The 20,225-nt window shown below is 65.4% G+C and carries 24 protein-coding genes and 1 riboswitch; of the genes, 16 read left to right on the forward strand and 8 right to left on the reverse strand.

The features are described 5' to 3' along the window. Positions 1-258: 258 nt before the first annotated feature. Positions 259-2,397 (reverse strand): pentapeptide repeat-containing protein, encoded by a 2,139-nt coding sequence (locus tag ACGFNU_RS01365; protein ID WP_392589238.1) that lies wholly within the window; start codon positions 2,395-2,397, stop codon positions 259-261. Positions 2,398-2,492: 95 nt separating this feature from the next. After that, positions 2,493-3,230: a multiprotein-bridging factor 1 family protein gene (locus tag ACGFNU_RS01370; RefSeq protein ID WP_392589239.1), complete on the reverse strand. Its 738-nt coding sequence runs from the start codon at positions 3,228-3,230 to the stop codon at positions 2,493-2,495. Between the two features lie 533 nt (positions 3,231-3,763). Between ACGFNU_RS01370 and ACGFNU_RS01375 the strand changes: the two genes are divergently transcribed. The 3 genes from ACGFNU_RS01375 to ACGFNU_RS01385 are packed head-to-tail and all read left to right on the forward strand — an operon-like array spanning position 3,764 to position 5,127. Then, the gene (locus tag ACGFNU_RS01375) at positions 3,764-4,387 is read left to right on the forward strand and encodes a hypothetical protein (RefSeq protein ID WP_392589240.1); all 624 of its coding nucleotides are present in this window, start codon (positions 3,764-3,766) and stop codon (positions 4,385-4,387) included. After that, on the forward strand, positions 4,380-4,697 hold the full coding sequence (locus ACGFNU_RS01380; protein WP_392589241.1) for a hypothetical protein: 318 nt from the start codon (positions 4,380-4,382) through the stop codon (positions 4,695-4,697). Before ACGFNU_RS01375 ends, ACGFNU_RS01380 begins: the two co-directional genes overlap by 8 nt. After that, complete coding sequence (locus ACGFNU_RS01385) at positions 4,690-5,127, forward strand: hypothetical protein (RefSeq protein WP_392589242.1); 438 nt, start codon at positions 4,690-4,692, stop codon at positions 5,125-5,127. The genes ACGFNU_RS01380 and ACGFNU_RS01385 overlap by 8 nt, the downstream gene beginning before the upstream one ends. Before the next feature lie 69 nt (positions 5,128-5,196). On the opposite strand, the gene ACGFNU_RS01390 is transcribed toward ACGFNU_RS01385, so the two are convergent. Then, on the reverse strand, positions 5,197-5,973 hold the full coding sequence (locus ACGFNU_RS01390) for a transposase (protein ID WP_392589243.1): 777 nt from the start codon (positions 5,971-5,973) through the stop codon (positions 5,197-5,199). A gap of 52 nt (positions 5,974-6,025) precedes the next feature. Here ACGFNU_RS01390 and ACGFNU_RS01395 point away from each other — a divergent pair, with 52 nt between their 5' ends. From ACGFNU_RS01395 to ACGFNU_RS01405, 3 genes are all read left to right on the forward strand, one after another. Then, a complete protein-coding gene (locus ACGFNU_RS01395; protein WP_392589244.1) occupies positions 6,026-6,355 on the forward strand; it encodes a MerR family DNA-binding transcriptional regulator in 330 nt (109 codons plus the stop codon). 128 nt (positions 6,356-6,483) lie between these two features. After that, a complete protein-coding gene (locus tag ACGFNU_RS01400) occupies positions 6,484-6,954 on the forward strand; it encodes a GntR family transcriptional regulator (RefSeq protein WP_392589245.1) in 471 nt (156 codons plus the stop codon). 53 nt (positions 6,955-7,007) lie between these two features. After that, positions 7,008-7,571 (forward strand): HD domain-containing protein, encoded by a 564-nt coding sequence (locus ACGFNU_RS01405; protein WP_392589246.1) that lies wholly within the window; start codon positions 7,008-7,010, stop codon positions 7,569-7,571. Here ACGFNU_RS01405 and ACGFNU_RS01410 read toward each other — a convergent pair. Continuing rightward, the gene (locus tag ACGFNU_RS01410) at positions 7,561-8,037 is read right to left on the reverse strand and encodes an NUDIX domain-containing protein (protein ID WP_392589247.1); all 477 of its coding nucleotides are present in this window, start codon (positions 8,035-8,037) and stop codon (positions 7,561-7,563) included. The genes ACGFNU_RS01405 and ACGFNU_RS01410 overlap by 11 nt on opposite strands. A gap of 3 nt (positions 8,038-8,040) precedes the next feature. After that, positions 8,041-8,784 carry a helix-turn-helix domain-containing protein gene (locus ACGFNU_RS01415; protein ID WP_392589248.1) on the reverse strand — a complete coding sequence of 248 codons (744 nt, stop codon included), beginning with the start codon at positions 8,782-8,784 and terminating at the stop codon, positions 8,041-8,043. 176 nt (positions 8,785-8,960) lie between these two features. Here ACGFNU_RS01415 and ACGFNU_RS01420 point away from each other — a divergent pair, with 176 nt between their 5' ends. From ACGFNU_RS01420 to ACGFNU_RS01450, 7 genes are all read left to right on the forward strand, one after another. Beyond that, positions 8,961-9,170 carry a hypothetical protein gene (locus ACGFNU_RS01420; RefSeq protein ID WP_392589249.1) on the forward strand — a complete coding sequence of 70 codons (210 nt, stop codon included), beginning with the start codon at positions 8,961-8,963 and terminating at the stop codon, positions 9,168-9,170. Positions 9,171-9,356: 186 nt separating this feature from the next. Next, positions 9,357-9,548 carry a hypothetical protein gene (locus ACGFNU_RS01425; protein WP_392589250.1) on the forward strand — a complete coding sequence of 64 codons (192 nt, stop codon included), beginning with the start codon at positions 9,357-9,359 and terminating at the stop codon, positions 9,546-9,548. A 108-nt stretch (positions 9,549-9,656) separates the two neighbouring features. Further along, complete coding sequence (locus tag ACGFNU_RS01430) at positions 9,657-9,914, forward strand: hypothetical protein (RefSeq protein WP_392589251.1); 258 nt, start codon at positions 9,657-9,659, stop codon at positions 9,912-9,914. Next, positions 9,911-11,725, forward strand: a complete 1,815-nt coding sequence (locus ACGFNU_RS01435; protein ID WP_392589252.1) for a cell division protein FtsK — start codon at positions 9,911-9,913, stop codon at positions 11,723-11,725. Before ACGFNU_RS01430 ends, ACGFNU_RS01435 begins: the two co-directional genes overlap by 4 nt. Before the next feature lie 154 nt (positions 11,726-11,879). Next, complete coding sequence (locus ACGFNU_RS01440) at positions 11,880-12,065, forward strand: helix-turn-helix domain-containing protein (RefSeq protein WP_392589253.1); 186 nt, start codon at positions 11,880-11,882, stop codon at positions 12,063-12,065. Positions 12,066-12,270: 205 nt separating this feature from the next. Then, positions 12,271-13,416, forward strand: coding sequence for a tyrosine recombinase XerC (gene xerC / locus ACGFNU_RS01445; protein ID WP_392589254.1), 1,146 nt, complete (start codon positions 12,271-12,273; stop codon positions 13,414-13,416). A gap of 128 nt (positions 13,417-13,544) precedes the next feature. Beyond that, the gene (locus ACGFNU_RS01450) at positions 13,545-13,922 is read left to right on the forward strand and encodes a hypothetical protein (RefSeq protein ID WP_392589255.1); all 378 of its coding nucleotides are present in this window, start codon (positions 13,545-13,547) and stop codon (positions 13,920-13,922) included. Here the strand turns inward: ACGFNU_RS01450 and ACGFNU_RS01455 are convergent, their stop codons facing one another. Together ACGFNU_RS01455 and ACGFNU_RS01460 are read right to left on the reverse strand one after the other, a co-directional pair. After that, positions 13,923-14,549 carry a LamG domain-containing protein gene (locus ACGFNU_RS01455; protein ID WP_392589256.1) on the reverse strand — a complete coding sequence of 209 codons (627 nt, stop codon included), beginning with the start codon at positions 14,547-14,549 and terminating at the stop codon, positions 13,923-13,925. 76 nt (positions 14,550-14,625) lie between these two features. After that, positions 14,626-15,069: a sterol carrier family protein gene (locus ACGFNU_RS01460; RefSeq protein WP_392589257.1), complete on the reverse strand. Its 444-nt coding sequence runs from the start codon at positions 15,067-15,069 to the stop codon at positions 14,626-14,628. A gap of 167 nt (positions 15,070-15,236) precedes the next feature. Here ACGFNU_RS01460 and ACGFNU_RS01465 point away from each other — a divergent pair, with 167 nt between their 5' ends. The 3 genes from ACGFNU_RS01465 to ACGFNU_RS01475 all read left to right on the forward strand — a co-directional run bounded on the left by ACGFNU_RS01465 (position 15,237) and on the right by ACGFNU_RS01475 (position 19,696). Beyond that, complete coding sequence (locus ACGFNU_RS01465; RefSeq protein WP_392589258.1) at positions 15,237-17,039, forward strand: serine/threonine protein kinase; 1,803 nt, start codon at positions 15,237-15,239, stop codon at positions 17,037-17,039. A gap of 205 nt (positions 17,040-17,244) precedes the next feature. Beyond that, positions 17,245-18,420: a S8 family peptidase gene (locus tag ACGFNU_RS01470; RefSeq protein ID WP_392589259.1), complete on the forward strand. Its 1,176-nt coding sequence runs from the start codon at positions 17,245-17,247 to the stop codon at positions 18,418-18,420. A 151-nt stretch (positions 18,421-18,571) separates the two neighbouring features. Next, positions 18,572-18,758: riboswitch (cyclic di-AMP (ydaO/yuaA leader) on the forward strand. Positions 18,759-18,760: 2 nt separating this feature from the next. Continuing rightward, the gene (locus ACGFNU_RS01475; RefSeq protein WP_392589260.1) at positions 18,761-19,696 is read left to right on the forward strand and encodes a coiled-coil domain-containing protein; all 936 of its coding nucleotides are present in this window, start codon (positions 18,761-18,763) and stop codon (positions 19,694-19,696) included. Positions 19,697-19,752: 56 nt separating this feature from the next. On the opposite strand, the gene ACGFNU_RS01480 is transcribed toward ACGFNU_RS01475, so the two are convergent. After that, positions 19,753-20,091 (reverse strand): hypothetical protein, encoded by a 339-nt coding sequence (locus tag ACGFNU_RS01480; protein ID WP_392589261.1) that lies wholly within the window; start codon positions 20,089-20,091, stop codon positions 19,753-19,755. Positions 20,092-20,225: the final 134 nt, after the last annotated feature.

Below are 20,225 nucleotides of genomic sequence, written 5' to 3' on the forward strand. Positions count from 1 at the left end.
CAGCATATGGTCCTCGAAACGCTCCATGTCCTAAGTTTGCATGACAAAGGTGGTTCACGCCACTGATACAGCCTGCTTCGTCGACCTGTGAACGGGCTGCGCCTCTTCCTGGAGGCGCTGGAGTAGCCGACGGCGCTCCAGTCCACGCTGGACGTTCGCCTCAGTTGAAACTGAACCGCGCTCGCGTGATCCGTTGGTTGCCTTCCCATATCGCGCCACGCGAGCCAAGAGTTACCTCATTACGGCATCATTTCGAGATCAACGGATAAGTGATGCCGGGGCGCTGGAACCCGACTCAATCCGCCATGGCCTCGGCCATATATGATTGGCGTCTGGACGGCTGACTAGGGCAGAATAAAAGTTTGGATCGAAATGGAAGTGGGACTCAACGAATCTTGCGACTCCACCAAACTGAGTCTCAGCAAATGTAACGGCACCTTCGAAATGAGCCTTGGAAAAGGTAACATCTTTGTCAAACCGAGCTCGATTGACCTCGACATCTTCAGTGAAGTGAGCGGCGCCAAACGTGGCAGCATGACAAAAATGTGCTTTACCGAAGCTAGCCTTCCCTCGGACTTTCATTCGGCCGAAGCCGGCGTCCCCACCGAACCTGGCTTCGCTAAATGTAACGTCTTCATCAAACTGCGATCTAGCGAATCGCACCTCGCCCCCGAACCCAGCACCCCGGAACGAAACCTTTCTATTAAAATGAGCCGATGCAAATCTAGTACTTTTCCCGAACTGAGTTCTAAAAAAGGTGGCGGTCCTCCCGAATTTCGCATGGTCAAACCAAGTTTCTTCCTCAAATTTGACCTTACCGAATCCTGCATTTCCGCCAAACTTAACCCCTGCAAAAAGGGCTTGGTTGCAAAAGTGGGCTTGGCCGAACCAGACGTTTCCTTCAAACAAACTATTACTAAAGGCGGAGGTCCCGCCAAATCGTGCCTGGCCAAACACAGAAACTCCTGCAAACCGAGCTTCCTCGAAGCTTGTGCTCCCATCAAAAAGCGCCTTACCGAAACCGGCATCTCCGGCAAATCGCGCCTTGTTGAACTCCACATTGCCACCGAAACAAGACTCGACGAACCTGGTGTTGCTACCAAAATGAACTTCGCCGAACATTGCATCCTCGGCGAATCGCGTCTCCCCAAAATTGGCTGGTCCACTGAAGTATGCCTCGCAAAAGCTGACTTCGTTATCGAACCGGGCGCCAATGAACTTCGCCTGCTCACTGAATTGAGCCTTATCAAACCTTGCCTTTCGCTTGAATTGAGTCCTATCAAAATCGGTCGCCTCTTTGAATTCGACCTCCTCGAATTGCGCTGTTCCACCGAACCGCACTCCGCCAAACGTGACTTGTCCACCAAATCGACTTTCAGCGAAGCTAATGTCATTGGAGAATTCGGCTTCGTCAAACAAGGCTTCTCTCTCGAACCGGACCCTTTCGAAACCAACCTTTCCAGCATACTGGGACTTGTAGAAGCTAACGGCTCCACCGAAACTAACCTGATCAAATCGAACGTCGCCGTTGAAATGAGTCTCGCAGAATGAAACGTCCCCATGGAATCGCGCGTTTTCGAATGTAGCGGCACCGTCAAAGCGAGCTCCGTCAAAGCTAGCTCGGCCACTGAATCTAGCGTCCGAGAAGACAGCTTGGATCGGGTGACAGCAACTGAAGTCAAAATCAGCCAAATAAGCCCCGGTCAGATCGACCAAAATGCCATTCCAATAGAAGGTTTCTTGATCACAGCCTGGTTTGTTCAAATGTCGATGAAGGAGTCGTTGTGCCGTAAGACGAACCTGAAATTCTTGCCGAAGTGCGTCGTCGTTTAGGACTTGCTGAGGGTCGAGGTTGGACTCCGAATCATCGCTGGTAAATACAAACGGCATGCGTAGATAGGCGCAGATGACATCGATAACGGTTTGGCGATGTTGCGGATGGCCATCGCCCAGTCGATCCAACGAGTACAGGCCACCTAGCCTGACGGCAGCCCTTTCATGGCCTAGGTGCTCAACAGCCTGACCGTATAGTTCGGTGACCCGTCGTTCTGCGGCATCGTGTTCGGCGTGGGACTGGATCCGCTCAGCACGCTCGCCCGCAGCCTCTTCAACACGCTGGCGGCGATAAGCGGTGGTCAACGCCACTAGAGCACCAACTCCGGCCACCAATGCGAATACCAACTTCAGCAGATCCAATTGTGCAGGTGCGTCTAGCGGCTTAGGACTAGCTTGCGGAGGTGAACCCAATAGCCAGAAGATGAAGAACCAAGCAGACACAAGCAGTACTATGGCGCTCGTGAATGCGAATACGAGTGCACGGCGGATCGACCACAGACCCAATGCCTTATGGGCGTCCTTGCCCGGTCGGTGGCGAAGCGCGCCTTCGTCTTCCCTCATAAGTTCGATGCTATGGATTCAGCGGGGGCTAAACGAATGGTTCTCTAGATCTGTGCCGTCCGCACCTGGCCACCCCCCTGGCAGGACACATCGCCTCATGGAGACGGTGTAGCGGTGACGCTAGACCAGACGCGTTCGAAGCTCTCCAGGTAGGTGCTGGCCATGTCGCCGTCTCCGGCTCGGCGCATGTGCAGGACGGGGGCGTGGGATGCGGCGATGCCGTAGGCGTGTGGGTTGATCAGTAGGTCGTCGTCTGCGCGGTAGATGGAGTTGTAGAGCACGGTGTCGTGTAGGCGGATCTCTACGCCCTCGATGGCCCGGAGCGGCTGGTAGAGGACTAGGGCGTTTCGGATCTTTGCGGCCATGGATTCGCCTACCCCCTCGTCGGCACCTCGTTCGGAGACGCGTGTGCTCTCCGGATCTCCTAGGAGGATGCGTACAGGGACGCCGTCGCGAGCCTTGGTGGTGAGGGTTCGCATGATGCCGCTGTCCTCGGCGAGGAAGAGGCCGGCGTAGGCGAGTACCCCGATTTCGTGTTGGGCTCCCTCGAAGAGGCGATGCCAGACGGCGCGGGGGACGGCCCACCGATGGGGATAGGTGGCGATGATCTGGGTGCTTGGCGCTTCGGGCGCTGGCATCGGCGGAGCTAGCTCAGGCCACAGGTCAATCTCTTCGAGCTTGAGTAGCTCAGCGACTCTCTTTCTATGACGGGGATAGGGCGCGCGTCCGTCTAGCCACCTGCGGACCGTCTTGGGGTCCACGTTCAAATGCGTGGCGACATCGGATTCGGTGAGCCGTGCGTCAGTGAGGGCGCGCCGCAACAAGTCGTTCACCGGACCTCCTGGGGATGCAAGTACGAATGACGCTAACAGAAGACGTCCCTAGACGTCCCTAGATGCCGGTGGAGAGGTCCCGGGGAGAAAGCAAGGCTCGGTGACACGTGAGAGAGCCATCAGGCCTCGTCACGGGCCTGTTCCAGCGTCATCTGCGGAGGTGTCATGTCCCTCGAATGGCCCCAAATAGCCGAACCTCGACCGTGGGCGAACGTGGATGCCGATCCGGAGTGGTTCACCACGGAGTTGCGGCGTCGGTTCCCAGGTGTGTGTGCGTGGTTCGGGGAGTTCACCGGGTTGTGGTGGGCGGTGGCGCCGGACGGTGAACGGCTGATCGAGGCGAAGTCTCCCGCGGAGTTGGGGAGGCGCCTGGATGAGGTAGGGGCGCGGCGGCTGACGGTCCCTCGTTTCCGCCCTGCGGTGTCCTCTACGAGCGAATGTGGGCTGCCGGCGGATGCGTCGGATGGTGGCTGGTGGATGCGGCGGGGTCGTAGTGGGCAGGGTGCGCACGCGGCGGGCCGGGGGATGCGGTGATGAGCATGTCGAATCACGGCACCTGGGTGGGCAGCGGGCATGTTGCTGTTGATCGGGAGTTGTGGGCCTTGCTGGTGCGGGGACTGGATGGTGACTTGGAGGCCCGGGAGGCGGGTCGGCATGAGCTGCTCAAGGCTGCTCCAGTTGCGTGGGATAAGGAGCTGGAGCGCGCCGGGCCCGGTGGGGTGCGGTGGATGCCGCTGGAGGCGGCGCGTGCGCTGGTGTTCGGAGCCTTTGAGGACGCGATGCGAGCGCGCGGGCTGTCGAACGAGGTGGGAGCGGCGGTCAGCGCTGAGGCGGCGCGCAGGCTGGAGGCACGGGGCGAGCAGATCAGCCATGAGGGGCCGCATGCGATCACGGCGGGCTGTCCGGTGCGGTGCCTGGTGTGGGTGCTGGATGCGCGTGCGGCAAGGGCGGTGTGCCAGGGGGCGTCGAAAGTGTCGGACTGGTGCACGGTGGGTGAGGTCGCCAAACTCGCGGTGTCGGGTGAGTTGACCGATTTCCGCAATGTCGGTCGGTTGACCGTGGCGCATGTGCGGGGGCGGCTGGGGTTGTTGGGGCTGCTGTCGGAAGACACCGAGCACGGCGCGCCGAGTGCTGGGGGTGGCGGCTCGGATGAGTGAGCACGGTGCCGATGGATCCCACGATGGTGATCGGGCCGAGGAGATCGGTAAGGCGGTGTGGGCCTTCAATCAATTGCTGGCGTTGGTGCCGGTCGTGCGGATGCCTGGTGAGTTTCCGGCCAGGTTGGGTGGTGAGGGGCCGCCCCAGGAGGTGGTGGAGGGCATCACTGGGGTGAAGGGCGTCACGGCCAAGGAAGCGGTCGCGGCGTACGGGTCGATCATCGAGCGGGCCGCCGCGCGGCAGCGGGAGCGTGAGAAGCGGGCGGATCGGCCGCGTTCCGGTCATGGGGAAGAGTCGTGCGATGAGTGATGCCGTGCGGTCCGTGGAAATGGTGGTGGCGGTCGAAGGGGAACTGCGGGCGCTGATTTGGGCGATGTGTGAGGAGGCGGACGACCCCGAGTCGATGTTCCCGGCGATGGAGGCGATCGAGGTACTGGAAGACACCTTTGGGGCGGCACCGGTACGGCGGTACTTGGGCGAAAGAGCGGCCGGGGGTGTGGCCGAGATAGCGCGGGTGTCGGGGGCGCCATGCAAGGCAGTGGCCAGACGGTTGGTACGCGGATGGGGTCCCGCCGATCGGAGACTGGTGCCGTGGCTGATCAAGGTCCTGACAGTGAAGTTGCCCGGCGATCAGGGCGCTCCGGCAGATCCGGCGTTGTGTCCCTCAGTGGTGTTGGCGGGCATGGTCGTGGCGTCGGTGACCTATCTGGCGGCCGAGCCCAGCAAACGCCCTTTCTAAAGGCTGTCCCGTAACGAGCAGGATGTGCTGGTCATGAGCGCCGTCGGTCACCACCGGCCCGGGACTGGCTCAGCCGGTCATGGCCAGGTTGCGCATGAGGGCGATGCCGCGGGTGGCGTGGTGGACGCCGTCGCGTTTGCGGCGGCAGTTGCGCAGGATGTTCCACCACTTCATGTGCGCGAACGCGTGCTCGACGCGGGCACGGACCTTCTTGTGGATGGTGTTGAGCTCGACCTGCCAGGCGAGCAGTTCGCCGCCGTCGCGCGGACGCCGGTAGGGCATGATGACCTGCCTGTTTCCGATGTAGCCGCCATCGGCCATCACGCTCGCGCCGCGGCAGGAACGCTCGACGCCCGAGTCACGGTAAGCGGTGCAGTCATTGTGGTTGCCCGGCACCGGCCGGCCCACCGCCACGACCAGGCGGGTGTTGGCGTCGATGACCACCTGCATGTTCACCGAGTACCGGTAGTTCTTACTGGGCGCGGTTACCTTCCGATCGTGAGTCGGCACCAGCGTGCCATCCACGATCAGCACCGTGTCCGGGCCGTACCGCCGGGTGACCGGGGCCAGCGCCAGCAATGGGGCCAAGTGGTCCACCACCCGATGCGCGGCCGACTTCGACACTCCGAACAGCAACGCGACCTGCCGGACCGTCAAGTTGGTGCGGTAATACACCGCGATCAGCAGCACCCGATCGGCCAGCGGCAGACTCCACCGGCGGCCCGTGCCGGTCTGCTCACCACCCCGACCTGCCACGATCCGCACCAGCTTGCGGAACTGACGCACCGACAAGCCTGTGAACACCGGCACCCACTCGACCCGGTCCGCACTGATCACCTGCCCCACAACAAGATCATCGGGTCAGGCGAGCAACCGTTACGGGACAGCCTTTAGGCCAATGCTGAATGACGATGGTCGGCTGGATGCGCGATGGGGCTGGGTGGCTGCCCTGCACTGCGAGGTGAGCAGCGGACCGTGGGTGAGGCCAGGTCAAGCGGCACAAATCGTAGGAGTCAGCGCCGAGATGCTGCGCTGGTGGGCTATGCGTGGCTTGATCACCTCGGTCTACCGGCCGCGTAGGCATCGGTGGTACTTCGGTCCGGAGCTGGAGGTGGTCGTCGACATCGGCGGGGCGGTGGGCACGACGACTACCCAACTGCTGGACGCGCATGTGCGGTCGGTGTTGATGTTCGGTGTTTGCGGATTCTGTGACTGGCCTTACGAGTGACGGGCCGATCGCTGGCCCGGACTGTCATCGGAACGCACATCATTCGTCACTGATTTCAGGAGTTAGATCGTGCGCAATTCAGAGGCACGGGGATTCGGTGCCATGCCGAACGGCCTTGCGGAGACGAGATGACTCGTCGCCGCACGGCTTGGGGCGCATACGTTGAGATCGCCCGCGTTCTTCGGTCGCGGATCGCCAGTGGCGTCTATCCGCTCAACAGCCGGATTCCCGGTGAGATAGCGCTTGGGGAAGAATTCGGAGTCGGCCGGACCGCCGTGAGGAACGCCCTGGGGAAGTTGGAGTCCGAAGGATGGATCAAGGTCGTCGATGGCCTCGGTCGCTACGTCTGTGATCCCGAGGTCGATCTATCCGTTCAGGACACGGCACTCCAGTACGAGCGGATCGCCGCCGAGCTTCGAGCACAGATCGAGAGTGGGGACCTGGCTCCCGGAGACGCGCTCCCAAGCGAACACCGCGTCCGAGAGCGCTACGGCGTCTCGCGGTTCACCGCCCGGCAAGCCCTCATCATGTTGGAAAGGGCGGGTCTGGTGGAGTGCATCCACGGCAAGGGACGTTTCGTCAGGTCAAGACGTCCGTAGATGCTCCGACGGCGTCAGTGGACGTCCAACTCCTTGCACCTAGCGTCTGAGACATGAACAGCACAGCCCTGTGGGCACGCGAAACCGCGCGACACCACCTTGAGGCCCCGCTTCCGCGCCGATGGGCGCACACGCAAGGCGTGGCGCGCCAGGCCCGAACGCTGGCCCCGATCCTCGGTGACCGTGCCGACTTCCTAGAGGCCGCCGCATGGCTCCATGACATCGGCTACGCACCGCACCTCGCGTCCATCGGCTTCCATCCACTCGACGGAGCACGGTTCCTCCGTGGCATCCACGCGGATGATCATCTGTGTCGTCTCGTCGCTCACCACTCGTGCGCACGGATCGAGGCGCGTGAACGCGGGCTCTTGGACGCCCTTGCGAGGGAGTTCGGGTCAGAGCCACCGGAGTTGGATGATGCGCTCATCTACTGCGACATGACGACAAGCCCGGACGGTGATGCTCTGCCGGTGGAAAGACGCCTCGCCGAGATCCTCTCCCGGTACGGACACGGACACCCGGTCAGCAACGCCATCTCCGAGTCGTCGCCGCATCTGATCGACGCCGTACACCGCATCCAGCGACAGCTTGCGCTTGGAACGGCTCTCAGCCGATGACAGGGCTCTCCGGCTCCCCGAGGTAATCGCGGATGCGCAGCCGCATCGATCGGTCCATCTGGCGCTCCGTCACCTGTGAAGCGGGCACCCACCGGACCGCACGAGACTCGTCACTCGTCTTGGGATCACCGCCAGTCGCGCGTGCGGTCAGGACGATCGAGAACTCCTGCCGCACCTCGTCATTGCTCGTGTAGTGGATCAGGTGCTTGGGATCGCTGTAGATCCCGACGAGGCCCGTGATCTCACAGTCGATACCGGTCTCTTCCTTGGTCTCCCGTACGGCCGCCTGAGCCACCGACTCGCCGAGATCTATCGCTCCGCCGGGAAGGGCCCAGTTGTCATTGTCGGTGCGATGGATCAACAGGATCTCGCCCGACTCGTTCGTCACGACGACGTTGACCGATGGAACGAGGCTGTTGGCCTGGGGGGCTGCTGGGTCGTCGTAGTAGTCGATCCTGCGTCCCATGATTCAGTCCCCCGGTAGTGGTGAGGCGCTCTCCCACACGCGTTCAAAGCTCTCTGCGTAGGTGTTGACGATGCTTCCGCCGGCAACACGGCGGAGATGCCATACGGGCGCGAGAGCGGCGGTCACGCCGTATACGTGTGTGTTGACGAGAAGTTGGTCATCCGCGCGATAGATCGAGTTGTAGAGGACCGTTCGGTGGAAACGGAACTCGACACCCTCGATCTTGCGTAGTGGCTTGTAGAGCACGAGTGCGTTGTGAATCTTGGCGGCCATGGCCTCGTTCACACCCTCGTCCGAGCCACGTTCGGCGACTTGGGGACTCTCGGGGTCGCCGAGGAGGATCCGCACTCGTACACCGGCGCCGGCCTTCTCCGCGAAGATCCGCTGAACGTTCGGGTCCTCGGAGAGAAACAGACCGGCGTAGACGAGGACTCCGATCTCTTCTTTGGCGCTGGCGAAGAGACGTCCCCAAGCGTCCCGAGGGACTGACGTTCGGTGCGGGTAGAGCGTGACGAGTTCACTGCCGGACGCAGAGGTGATCTGTTCGTCCGAGAGAGCGTTCGGCCACAGGTAGGTCTCGTCGACGCCCAGGCGAGAAGCCACAGCGTAACGATGCTTCCGGTACGGAGTGCGGTCCTTCGTGATCCACCGTTCGACCGTCTTCTGATCCACGCCGATGGCCTCAGCAAGCGCGGCGACCGTGAGGCCCTGCTCAAGCAGCACCGCGCGGAGACGTTCGTTCGGCATGCACCAGTCCAGATCCCCGGGACGTCCTAGGACGCGGCAAGCCTATGAGGACGTCATGAACACGTCCAGTCATGTAGTGATCTCGTCCCACGGCTCAGGAGCACTCTCGATCTCGTAAGGCACCACAACAGCCCGAGCCCCCACAGACACGGGCCTTACGAGAAGGAGTGATCTCCATGATCCTCGTCCTGGCCGCCATCATCGCCGTGTTCCTCGCCGGATCCGTCTGCGGCATCTTCGCCATGCTCGTCATCGGCATCCACGCTGAGGAGCGCCGCGTCACCCGCGCCGGCAACGGCCCCAGCCGGGCCGGCGCCACCTCCCGATGCTTTCTGTCCACGCAGACAGGCGACGACCTCCCCGCCCGCGTCAAGGCGGGACGGTGACGCGGATGAGGATGCCGACCATCATCACCGGCCACCGATGCCCGTGTGGAGCTCGCCGAGATCTCGGCCAGCGCCGTTGCCGTAAGTGCCGATCTCGTGCGCGGTGGCACCGCCGTCAGCAGGGGTCTCACCACCCGGATCCCTGGCTCTGAACGCTGCGCTTCGGTGAGAGGAGGTGAGACCGCGATGACCGTCTCGATTCCGCTGGTCGCGATCCTCGGCGCGCTCGTCTGGGTCGCCTGGCGCTACATGGGCCTGCGCGCCTGGCATGTGGCCGTGTGCTTGCTCTTCGGGTTCTTCCTCGCAGCGACCAGCGCCGCACCGGAGATCAACCGGGTCGTGACCGGACTTCTGAACATCCTCGGCAATTCCAAGTGATGGCGGCTTGCGCGCCGCTCGAAGGGAGTGATGCCAATGCCAATGACGCCACCGACCGAAATCAATCTGCAGGAGGTACGCCACCGCAACCGCACCGCACGAGAGGCCATGGCAAGGCTGCCGCACACGGCACCCGGTCTCGACGCCATCAACGAGTCGCTCGATGACAACCCCTTCCTCATCTCCGCCGTTCGGAACCTCCTCGCCGAACTGGCCCAGGTTCGCCGCAACAGCGCCAATCTGACAGCCGCCGCACGCGCCACCCTCACCGCCGCCCACGACTCCGAGCCCGACCCCCTCTACTACTTGCGCGACGAGCTACGGGCGCAGGGACAACTTCCTCCGGACGAACGGGGGAGCACATGACGAGGGCGCGCCAGATGCGGCGGCACGCCCGCAAGATGCGCCGCTACGGCCTTCAGCCGATGATCGTCATGAACCACAACGACCAGCTACCGGACGTCGCCGTAGCGCTGATCGGCCGAGCGCTCTGGCGATACCGATCCGAGCTCGCTCCGATCTATCTCGCTGCCACCCTCGCGTGCGGAGGAACGGTCCTCCACCTCACCAACCCCCATTGGTGGGTGTATCTCCTGGTCGCCGCCACGCTCACCGCCTGGCTTCTGGCGATGTTCGGTGAACGGGCCGGACTCACCTTGCGCGCTGAACGCTTCTACGCGGCGGCCGTGGCCATGAGTGCCGGAGGATGGCTCTCCGCCGTCACAGCGCTCGGCATCACCTTCCGGCCGCTCGTGTCACTCCTCGTCGGGGGCGGGCTCGTCCTGGCCGTGCCCTGGTGGGTGCATCGGCGACGGCGTGCCAAGGTCCGCGTGGACCGCCAGCTCGCCGCGTGGCCTGAGATCGCCCAGTCGATCGGGCTTGCGGGCTCACACGTTCAATCGGCCGTCGTGGACGTGTGGGGATGGCGCGCTCGCTTTGCCCTGGCGCGTGGTCAGACGATCCAGGAAGTGATCGGCAAGGTCCCCGCCATCGAATCCGCGCTCGGTACGTTCCGGGGGGCGGTGCGTGTGCAGCCCACGAGGGACGACCGGGCAAACCGGTTCGAGTTGCGTGTGCTGGACACCGATCCGCACGCCGACGCGATCCCGTGGCCTGGGCCGTCCGTCTCCTCGATCACCGAACCGATCGATCTCGGGCCGTTCGAGGACGCCACCAGCGCACGTGTCCTCTTCCTGCGTCGCCACGGTCTATTCGGTGGAGTCGCTGGCTCTGGCAAGAGCGGGGGGATCAATGTCCTGATGGGCAACCTCACCGCTTGTGCGGACGTGGTGATCTGGGCGATCGACCTCAAGCGAGGCATGGAGCTTCAACCATGGGCCTCCTGCATCGACCGACTCGCCACCACCCCCGAACAAGCCCGCGTCCTCCTACGCGACGCTGTGGCGGTCCTAGAGGCCCGTGCGGCGTGGCTCGCCAGCCGAGGGCTGCGGGTCTGGGAGCCAACACCGGCGTTGCCGTCGCTGGTGATCGTCATCGATGAGTACGCCGAACTCGCTGACGATGCCCCCGAGTCGGCTCGCGATACCGACTCCATCGCGCGGCGAGGACGAGCGGTCGCCGTCACGCTCCTCGCCGCCACTCAGCGCCCGACACAGAAAGCCATGGGCAAGGGTGCCGTCCGCTCACAGATGGACGTGCGAGTCAGCTTCCGCGTCCGCGAACGCAGAGACGTGGATCTCATTCTCGGGCAAGGGATGCTCGACGCCGGATGGCACGCTCACCGACTCAACGCGCCCGGCAAGTTCTTCCTGTCCGCGCCCGAACACGACACACCCCGGCGCGCCCGCGCCTACCTCCTCACAGATGAGGCTGTGGCTTCCACCGCCCGCCAACACGTGAACGTCCGTCCGTCCCTGGACGAGGTCTCGCGTGTCGCGATCGAGGAAGCGCAAGCAGGCATCCCGATCAATCATGCAGACGAGCGAGAGCGGACGCCGGATGCCTGGCGCGACGAGGAGGCCAAGAACCGTCCCGAGGCGATCCTGTGGACGCTGTTGAGTGGCGCGCCCGAGGAAGGGATCCCCGTCTCGCACCTGATCAAGGCGACCGACATGAGCCGCCCATGGATCTACCAACGGCTCCGCGAACTGTCCGACGACGGTCGCGTCACTCAGGTCTCGCGAGGCCGTTGGCGGGCGACTGCTGACTCTCGGTGACTTGTCTACGTCTACGTCCACGCGCGCGCCTGCACGTATGGGCCATAGACGAGACATAGACAAAGACGAAGACAATCACGCACCGTCACAAACCCGGAGGCAATCACCACGCCCGACACGAGACCGAGCAAGGCTCGGAGACGAGGAGGTGAGCGTGCAGGCATACACCGTCGAACAGGTCGCCGAGATCCTCCAGATCGGACGCGACAAGGTCTACTTCCTGCTCCGCACTGGCCAACTCCACAGCATCAAGATCGGCAAACTCCGTCGCATCACAGATCAGCACCTGGCCGAATTCGTCGAGTCCCTCGAAACAGCCGAGAAGGCAAGCCAGAACTAGGGACGTCTAGGGACGTCTTGAGCTATCGTCGCAAGTGAGTCGGGATGCGCCGCTCACGCGGAAGATCCCGCGCCTCTCCGGTTCTTGATAACTCGATCTGCGTCAGCACCCGTCGGGCGATGCGCGGCACTCCCCGCGCATCGACTCGCGGGTGTCACGCGTCCGGAACACCAAGAACCCCACCCCGACACAAGGAGGTGATCCCTTGGCGAAGATCCTCATCGGCAAGTACGAAGGCTCGATCTACCAGGAGGGCAATGGCTATACCGGCGCTCTCGAACTCGGCCACAAGCCAGACGGCAAGCGCGATCGGCTCAAGCGGAAGGGCCGGAACAAGACGATCGTCCTGGACAAGCTCAAGAAGGCAGTGGCGGAGCTGGAGGAGGGTGTGAAGTCCTCCCCCAACTACCGCGTCCAAGACGCCGTGAACGACTTCCTCGAAGCGTTCGCGACGTCAAACCGATCCGAGTCCAGCAAGGACACGTATCGAAGGCTCACCGTTCACCAGATCATCCCGTTCATCGGCCACCAGCCGCTCACGGACCTCACGGCCGAGCAAGTCGACCAGTGGCTCAACGGACGGGCGAAGCACCTCTCCACGTCCACCCTGGCCATCGTCCACAGCCTCCTCAGGCGCTCCCTGCGGCGCGCGATGAGGTTCGAGAAGGTCGGACGCAACGTCGCCGAACTCGTGGACACACCGTCAGGCCAGGGAGGGCGACCGTCCAAGTCGTTCACCCTGGAGCAGGCGAGCACGCTCATGGAGGAGGCGGCCAAACCAGAGCACCGCCTAGGCGTGTACGTGACGCTCGCGGTCACCTCCGGCTTGCGCACGGAAGAACTCCGCACTCTCAAGTGGGCTGACCTCGATCTCGACTCGGCGACGGTCTACGTACTCCGCGCTGACCGTCACAACGGTGAGACCAAGACGAAGCTCAGCCGTCGTGGCCTGGGGCTCGCCGATGTGGCCATAGAGGCGCTGCGAGCCCTGCGCACACGGCAGGCAGCCGAGCGCCTGCAAGCCGGAGAGGCATACCAAGACCACGACCTAGTGATCTGCCACGAGGACGGCACGCCGTACACCGCCAACTCCGTCCGCTATTGGTTCAGGAAGATCCTGACAGCGGCCGGCCTCAACGGCGCGGAGTGGTGTCCGCGTGAGCTTCGCCACACGTTCGTCTCGCTCATGAGCGATCACGGCGTCTCGATCGAGACGATCAGCAAGCTCGTCGGGCACAAGAACACGAAGATCACCGAAGAGATCTACCGGCACCAACTCAAGCCGGAGATCCGCGACGGTGCCGAGCACATGAATGTGATCTTCAAGACCGGCACCGCCAAGTCCGCCTAACCACCCGGCGGCTCCCGGATCGGCTCCTCTGGGCTCTGATCGCGACGTGACCAGGCAGGTTTCTTCAACCGACCTTTACCCGGTGAAACGGCGGGGCGTGGGCGTGGCGCGGGAGTGTGAGGGGCGACATGGGGGAGGACGCTATGACGATGCCGGGCTACCAGGCCTATTCGCCGCCGGCGCCGCCCGAGCGCAAGGGGCTGGCGGTCACGTCACTGGTGCTCGGGGTCGTCGGGTTGCCCGCGCTGCTGCTCTGCGGGTTCGGTCTGGTGCTGGCCGTGGCGGGACTCGTGGTGGGGATCATCGCGGCGGCGAAGGGTGTCGGACGTCACACGGCGATGGTGGGCGTCGTCTGCTCGGCCGTGACTTTGGTCATAGGCGGGGTTGGTGTTTTCTTCCTGCTGAGTAAGGCTGCGGAGTGCGCCGATCCAGGCCGTTACCCCGACGAGCCGGCGCGGCGGCAGTGCGTCGAGCGGGAGTTCCCGTTCGCCCAGAAGACTCCCTGATCAGTCGGCCAGGGCGCGTACGGCCTCCCCGTCCAGTGCGGAGGCGTAGACCCGGACGTCGTCCATGAGGCCGGTGAGGCCCGGCTTGCCGGGTTCGCCGCCCAAATAGATCGGGCCGGCCGGTGTCACCACGGCGTGTTCTAGCGGAACGGCTACATCAAGCTTGCCGTTTATATAGAGGAACATTCCGTCGGTGTCGACGACGAACGCCACGTGCGTCCATTCACCTGGCGAGAGGACGGCTCGGCTGTCCATGTACTCGGGGCCCTTGACCGTGAACAACTGGACGCGCAGCCGCTGGGCGTCCGGGTAGAGCCACATGCCGATGCCGCGGGCGTCGTGCTCGGCGACCGGCTTGTAGAACAGGCCACGCCACTCGCCGATCGGCTCCGCGGTCACGTTGACGAAGAAGGCGACGGCGAAGCCGAAGACCTGGCTCAGCACGAGTTGGGGTGCCGCCGGGACCACGGCCCGCGTGCCCCCGTCCAGGGAGAGCGCCTCGCCGTCGCGGCCGGGCACGATCTCGGCGCCCCCGTCCAGGGCGGCCGGCAGGCCTCCGCCGGTCGTGTCGTTCACCCGCGAACCGTCGATGTCCTCGACGTCGAACGTCCAGTGCGCGATGAGCATGGCATCACCTCCATGCCGTGCCCCGATCCGATCCCCCACGTTTCCAGCGCGCCGCCGGTGAGGCAAGACCTTGGGGTCAGTCCACGGGCAGCGGGAGATATGCGGAGAGGTCGGCTCGCGAGCCACTGGCGCGTACCTTGCCATCCTTTAGCGCGCCTTCCCAGGTCAGACGGTTGGTGGCGAGTGAAATCCAGGTGATCGCGTCCATCTCCACCACATTGGGTGGCGTTCCACGGGTATGGTGCGGGCCGTCGATGCACTGCACCGCGGCGTGTGGCGGGACCCGGACCTCCACCGAACGGCCCGGCGCGAGCTCGGCGAGCCGGTCGAGCAGAAACCGCACGGCCCCCTTGAGGACCGGCTTGGCGGGCTCGGTGACGCCCGCGTCATAGGCGGCCACGACGGTGTCGAACGCGGCGCGGCGGAGCGATCGGGCTTCGTCGTCGCCGGTGTGGGGGTCAAGGCCGAGTTCGGCTCGCTGCTCGTCCAGCACGGCACGGGTAAGGCGGGTACGCGACATCGGAATCGAGGCTATCGCGTGACGTTCGGTGGTCGTCCGACCACCTCACCCGCCACAATCGGGCTTCACCCGGTAAAAAGGACCGGTTGCCAACGCGGGGGCGAAGAGCAAGGTTCGGGGGGCCGGCCGGGACGAGGTCCCGGCGGGAGGACACGGAGGTTCGTTAGATGGCCGACGCGCTGCCCCTGCAGCCCGGTGATCCACGGCGTCTCGGCGATTACGAGATCACCGGCCGGCTTGGCGTGGGCGAACAGGGCGCCGTCTTCCTGGGCCGCAGCCCGGCGGGCGGCACCGTCGCGGTGAAGCTGCTGCACCTGCGGCTGAGCGGCGAGCCCGCCGCGCGGTCCCGGTTCGCCGGCGCCTTCGCCGCGGCCCAGCGGGTCAGCGGCTTCTGCACGGCCGCGATCATCGACGCCGATGTCGAGAGCGACCGCCCGTACGTGGTGAGCGAGTACGTCGCCGGCCCGTCCCTGCACCAGCTGGTCGCCGAGGAGGGCCCGCGCGGCGCCGCGGTGACCGAACGGCTGGCGGCCGGCATGGCGATCGCCCTCGCGGCGGCGCACCGCGCCGGCTCGGTGCACCACGACTTCAAGCCCGGCAACGTCCTGCTCGGCAAGGACGGGCCCCGGGTCACCGATCTCGGTGTCGCGCGGGCGCTGGAGGCGGTCACCGCCGCGCCGACCGGCCGCGTCACCGACGACCCCTCCTACAAGTCGCCGGAGCAGCTCCGCGGGGTGGGCATCGGCCCGGCCGCGGACATCTTCGCCTGGGGGGCCACGCTGCTGTTCGCGGTGACCGGCTCGGCCCCGTTCGGGGACGACTCCCAGTCCGAGGTGATGCAGCGCATCGTCTACGACGAGCCCGACCTCTCCGCGCTGCCCGCGTCCCTGCGCGACGTGGTGAGCGCCGCGCTGGCCAAGGAGCCGGAGGACCGGCCGTCCGCGGGCGAGGTTCTCGACCGCCTGCTCGGCGAGGAGGGGACGCTGGCCGATCGGCTGCCGGACCCGATGGTGACCGAGGGCCGCGCGCTCGCCGACGGCGGTTCGCCGGTCCCCGGCCTGGCGCCGCTCGGTGCTCCCGCGACGCGTCCCCAGCCCGCCATCTCGGTGCGGCCGCCGATCTCCGTTCCGGTCACCGTGCGAAATGAGATGGAGGTCACAAGACCTGAGTCCGCGTCCCGCGACCGGCACGCCGCCCGCAGCGAGCGGACGCCCCCTCGTCCGGTGGAGAGCACGCGGACCGACGAGGCCACCCAGGCCATGCCCGCACTCCCGGCCCTTCCCACGGCCGGCCCGGCCGGACCGCCGCCGCCTCCTCCGGCGTCCGGCCCGGCTCCCGCCGAGCCCTCGGGACGGACGCCGCATCTCATCCCCGGCATGGACACCGGCGCCCAGCAGCTTCCGGAGGGCTACCACCGGCAGCACACGCAGGTGCTTGCGGCTCCGCCGGTCTCCCAGGGGTCCCGGCTGCCGCGGTTGCCGTGGATGCCGAAGCTCCGGCGTCCCGACAACCATGTGCTCGGTGTCGCGGCGTCCCTGACCATCGGCGTCCTGGTCGGCATCGCGATCATCGCGCTGGTCCTGTGGCCCCAGCTGAACGGCGGTTCCGACGACGATCAGCCGCAGGCCCGGCCGGCGAACGACGACCGCCCGGTGTCGACGATCCCCGCCGTCTTCGCGGGCACGTGGAAGGGCACCGCCGTCAACTCCAAGAGCTCGGCCACGTTCCCGATCCAGGTGACGTTCCAGGCGGGGGGCAAGGTCGCGCAGGCGCGGCTCAACAACTGCGTCGGCACGCTCGCCCTGACCAGCGGCACCACGCAGCGGCTGGAGATGTCGCTGACCGTGGCCAAGCCCTGCACGAGCGGCAACGTGCGGGTGGTGCGCCAGTCCGACGGCACGCTGCAGTACGTGTGGATGCACGCGCCGAACGCCCAGCCGGGCTATCAGGGCAAGCTCAGGAAGAGCTGATCAAGATCGAGATCAGCTGATCAGCCCAAGAGGAGCCGATCGAGAAGAGCCGATCTCGTCCGTACCCGACCCGGCTCGACCGAATTGTCTGTTCTAGCTGCAGATATCGCCAGAGATCCAATAAGGTACCCCTCTGTCGGTTCCCCCTGGATCATGGTCGCCCCGCCCGGGCCCCCGCTCGTGGCCGCGACAGAAGGAGTCCCTCGTGCGGGCTGTCCCCCGAAGGCTGCTGATCACCGGCTCGATCGTGTCCTGCGTCGGCGCCGCCGCCGCGTTCCCCGTGCTCGCCGCCGACCCCGACCCCGCGGCCCTCGTTCAGGTCACCGCCGCCGAAGGCACGCCGATCCCCGGCAAGTACATCGTCACGCTGAAGGACGGCGCCTCGACGGCCGCCGCCGCGCAGCAGGTGAAGGCCTCCTCGGTCGAACGCTTCGACGGCGTGCTCAACGGCTTCGCGGCCAAGCTCGACGCCTCCCAGCTGGACAAGCTCCGCCGGGACAGCCGCGTCGCCGCGATCGAGCAGGACCAGATCGTGAAGGTCGCCGGCGGCACGCAACGTTCGCCCCTCCCCTGGGGGCTCGACCGCATCGACCAGCGCAAGCTGCCGCTCTCCAAGTCGTACACCTACAGCTCCATGGGCCGCGGTGTGAACGCCTACGTCATCGACACCGGCATCGACGTGAAGCACCCGCAGTTCCAGGGCCGCGCCTCGATCGTCTGGAAGGCCGCCCAGTACGCCGACGGCGCCGACTGCAACGGTCACGGCACCCACGTGGCGGGCATCATCGGCTCCCAGCGATACGGCGTGGCCAAGCAGGTCAAGCTCCGCGCCCTCCGCGTCCTCGGCTGCGACGGCACCGGCCCGATGTCGAACGTGGTCGCCGCCGTCCGCTGGCTCCGTACGAACGCGGCGAAGCCCGCCGTGGCCAACATCTCCGTCGGCGGGCCCAAGTCGGCGGCGCTCAACACCGCCGTCGCCGCACTCTCCAAGTCCGGTGTCTTCGTCGCCGTCGCGGCCGGCAACGACAACAAGCCGGCCTGCAACACCTCGCCCGCGGGCGCCGCCGGGGTCGTGACCGTGGGCGCGAGCGGCCCGCGCGACGGCCGGGCGGGCTTCTCCAACTACGGCAAGTGCGTGGACATCCATGCCCCGGGTGTGGGAGTGCCCTCCACCTTCCCGAACAACGGGCGCGAGGTCCTCGACGGCACCTCGATGGCTTCCCCGCACGTGGCCGGCGTGGCCGTTCTCTACCTCACCAGCCACCGCAAGGCGAACTTCGCGGCGGTCGAAAAGTGGCTGAAGACCAACGCCGTCTCTGGACGCCTCAAGGGTCTTCCCACTGGCACTCCCAACAAGCTTCTGTTCAAGGCGAAGCTGTGAACCTGGTCCCGTAGGATGGCCCGGCTCCCACGTGGCGGTCTGCAGGCGGGACCGGCAGGCGCCACACCCCCGCCAGGGGTTTAATCTTGGCGAGGTTCCTTACAGTTCATTGGCATCCGGTCGGTGACGCGCCTCGGCTCGACGAGCGAGCCGGCCGGACCCGCCGAATCCCGCGACATGCCACGCGGGAACCGGGGACCCACATGTCGGACGCTCCAGGCTCGTCCCTGGGCGGACCCGACCGGGGTGAATCCGGATCCGCATCCAGCGGACCCGATAGGGCTGACTCCCGGCCCGAACCCGTCAGCTAACCCGGCAGGCGATCGAGGAGAGGAGATACGTGGACAGCCCCACGTCGACTCGCTGGCGCCGCGCACGGCTGGCCCTCGTGGCCGTCGCCGGCGTCGTGCCACTCGTGGCGGGCGCCACGGTCACCGGCCCGTCGGCGCAGGCCGACCCCGGCGACACCGGCCGCGTGACCAAGCTGAACAAACAGATCGAGAAGCTGGACAAGGCGTACGGCGGCGACCTGGCCAAGCTCAAGGACACCCAGCACGAGGTCAAGGAGGCCCTGCAGAAGGCCAAGGACCTCAAGCAGGATCTGGTCGTGGCGCGCGGGCTGGTCGCGCAGATCGCCGCCACCCAGTACATGACGGGCGGCGCCGACCCCTCCGTGGCCGTGCTGGCCAGCGACGACCCGTCCACGTACCTCAACAACGCCTCCCTGGTCAGCCACGTGGCCCAGAACCAGGCAGCCAAGGTCCAGCAGATCCAGCAACTGGTCACCCAGCAGGAGAAGGCCCGCATCGAGGCGCAGGGCAAGATCAAGCAGCTGGAGAAGCAGATCAGGGACCTGGTCAAGGAGAAGGCCCGGGTCAAGGAGCTCCTGAAGAAGTACAAGCCCGAGTCGCCCAGCTCCGGGATGAACGGGGTCACCCCCCGCATGAAGAAGGTCCACGACATCCTGGACACCGAGTTCGGCCCCTACCCGACCATCGGCTGCGTCCGTTCCACCGGCGACCCGCAGGACCACGGCACGGGCCACGCCTGCGACTTCATGGTCACCACCGGCGGCCGGATGGCCGGCGGCAGCGCCCAGACCCTGGGCGACCGCACCGCCGCGTACGCCATCGCCAACGCGAGCAAGCTCGGCGTCAAGTACGTGATCTGGCGCCAGCGCATCTACGACATGCGCAGCCCTGGCTGGAACTCGATGAGCGACCGAGGCGGCGTGACCGCCAACCACTACGACCACGTGCACATCTCGGTCTTCTAGACAGTGGTGCCGGGGGCCAGAAGGCCGCCCGGCACCACCCTCACGCTGGTCGACGCCTAGTCGTCGTCGCCCCAGCCGTCGTGGTCGCCCCAGCCACCGTGGTGCCAGTTGCCGTCGTGCCAGTTGCCGTCGTGCCAGTTGCCGTTGTTCCAGTCGTGCTTCTTGGGCCAGTACTTGTCGCCGTGCCAGTACTTCTTGTGGTGCTTGTAGACCGGCTCGCCGTTGAAGTACCCGCCGTAGCAGACGTAGTCGTCGCCGACGGGCATCACCGAGCCGCCCTTGTGGACGCAGTCCCAGTCAGAGACGCCGTTCCGGGCGTTCGCGGTCCCGGCCCCGGCCAGCACGGCGCTCGCCGCGACAGCGCAGGCGGCCACCGGCATGAGGAGACGTTTCACAACACACTCCAATCACACTATGTGAGTGAGTAACTACTAAACGTCACACTTCATGCCCTGATCGAGCCACGAGAAACCGCCCTTTTGCTGATACCACCAAAAAATACGCGTGCGCCCGGCCACTGACGTGGCCG

It is taken from the genome of Spirillospora sp. NPDC048911 (genome assembly GCF_043198015.1).
Lineage (GTDB): Bacteria > Actinomycetota > Actinomycetes > Streptosporangiales > Streptosporangiaceae > Spirillospora.

Coding starts and splice junctions, on each gene's coding strand:
- ACGFNU_RS01365 (WP_392589238.1), bottom strand. CDS start 2,397: ATGAGGGAAGACGAAGGCGCGCTTCGCCACCGACCGGGCAAGGACGCC.
- ACGFNU_RS01375 (WP_392589240.1), top strand. CDS start 3,764: ATGAGCATGTCGAATCACGGCACCTGGGTGGGCAGCGGGCATGTTGCT.
- ACGFNU_RS01380 (WP_392589241.1), top strand. CDS start 4,380: ATGAGTGAGCACGGTGCCGATGGATCCCACGATGGTGATCGGGCCGAG.
- ACGFNU_RS01385 (WP_392589242.1), top strand. CDS start 4,690: ATGAGTGATGCCGTGCGGTCCGTGGAAATGGTGGTGGCGGTCGAAGGG.
- ACGFNU_RS01395 (WP_392589244.1), top strand. CDS start 6,026: ATGCTGAATGACGATGGTCGGCTGGATGCGCGATGGGGCTGGGTGGCT.
- ACGFNU_RS01400 (WP_392589245.1), top strand. CDS start 6,484: ATGACTCGTCGCCGCACGGCTTGGGGCGCATACGTTGAGATCGCCCGC.
- ACGFNU_RS01405 (WP_392589246.1), top strand. CDS start 7,008: ATGAACAGCACAGCCCTGTGGGCACGCGAAACCGCGCGACACCACCTT.
- ACGFNU_RS01410 (WP_392589247.1), bottom strand. CDS start 8,037: ATGGGACGCAGGATCGACTACTACGACGACCCAGCAGCCCCCCAGGCC.
- ACGFNU_RS01415 (WP_392589248.1), bottom strand. CDS start 8,784: ATGCCGAACGAACGTCTCCGCGCGGTGCTGCTTGAGCAGGGCCTCACG.
- ACGFNU_RS01420 (WP_392589249.1), top strand. CDS start 8,961: ATGATCCTCGTCCTGGCCGCCATCATCGCCGTGTTCCTCGCCGGATCC.
- ACGFNU_RS01425 (WP_392589250.1), top strand. CDS start 9,357: ATGACCGTCTCGATTCCGCTGGTCGCGATCCTCGGCGCGCTCGTCTGG.
- ACGFNU_RS01430 (WP_392589251.1), top strand. CDS start 9,657: ATGGCAAGGCTGCCGCACACGGCACCCGGTCTCGACGCCATCAACGAG.
- ACGFNU_RS01435 (WP_392589252.1), top strand. CDS start 9,911: ATGACGAGGGCGCGCCAGATGCGGCGGCACGCCCGCAAGATGCGCCGC.
- ACGFNU_RS01450 (WP_392589255.1), top strand. CDS start 13,545: ATGGGGGAGGACGCTATGACGATGCCGGGCTACCAGGCCTATTCGCCG.
- ACGFNU_RS01455 (WP_392589256.1), bottom strand. CDS start 14,549: ATGCTCATCGCGCACTGGACGTTCGACGTCGAGGACATCGACGGTTCG.
- ACGFNU_RS01460 (WP_392589257.1), bottom strand. CDS start 15,069: ATGTCGCGTACCCGCCTTACCCGTGCCGTGCTGGACGAGCAGCGAGCC.
- ACGFNU_RS01465 (WP_392589258.1), top strand. CDS start 15,237: ATGGCCGACGCGCTGCCCCTGCAGCCCGGTGATCCACGGCGTCTCGGC.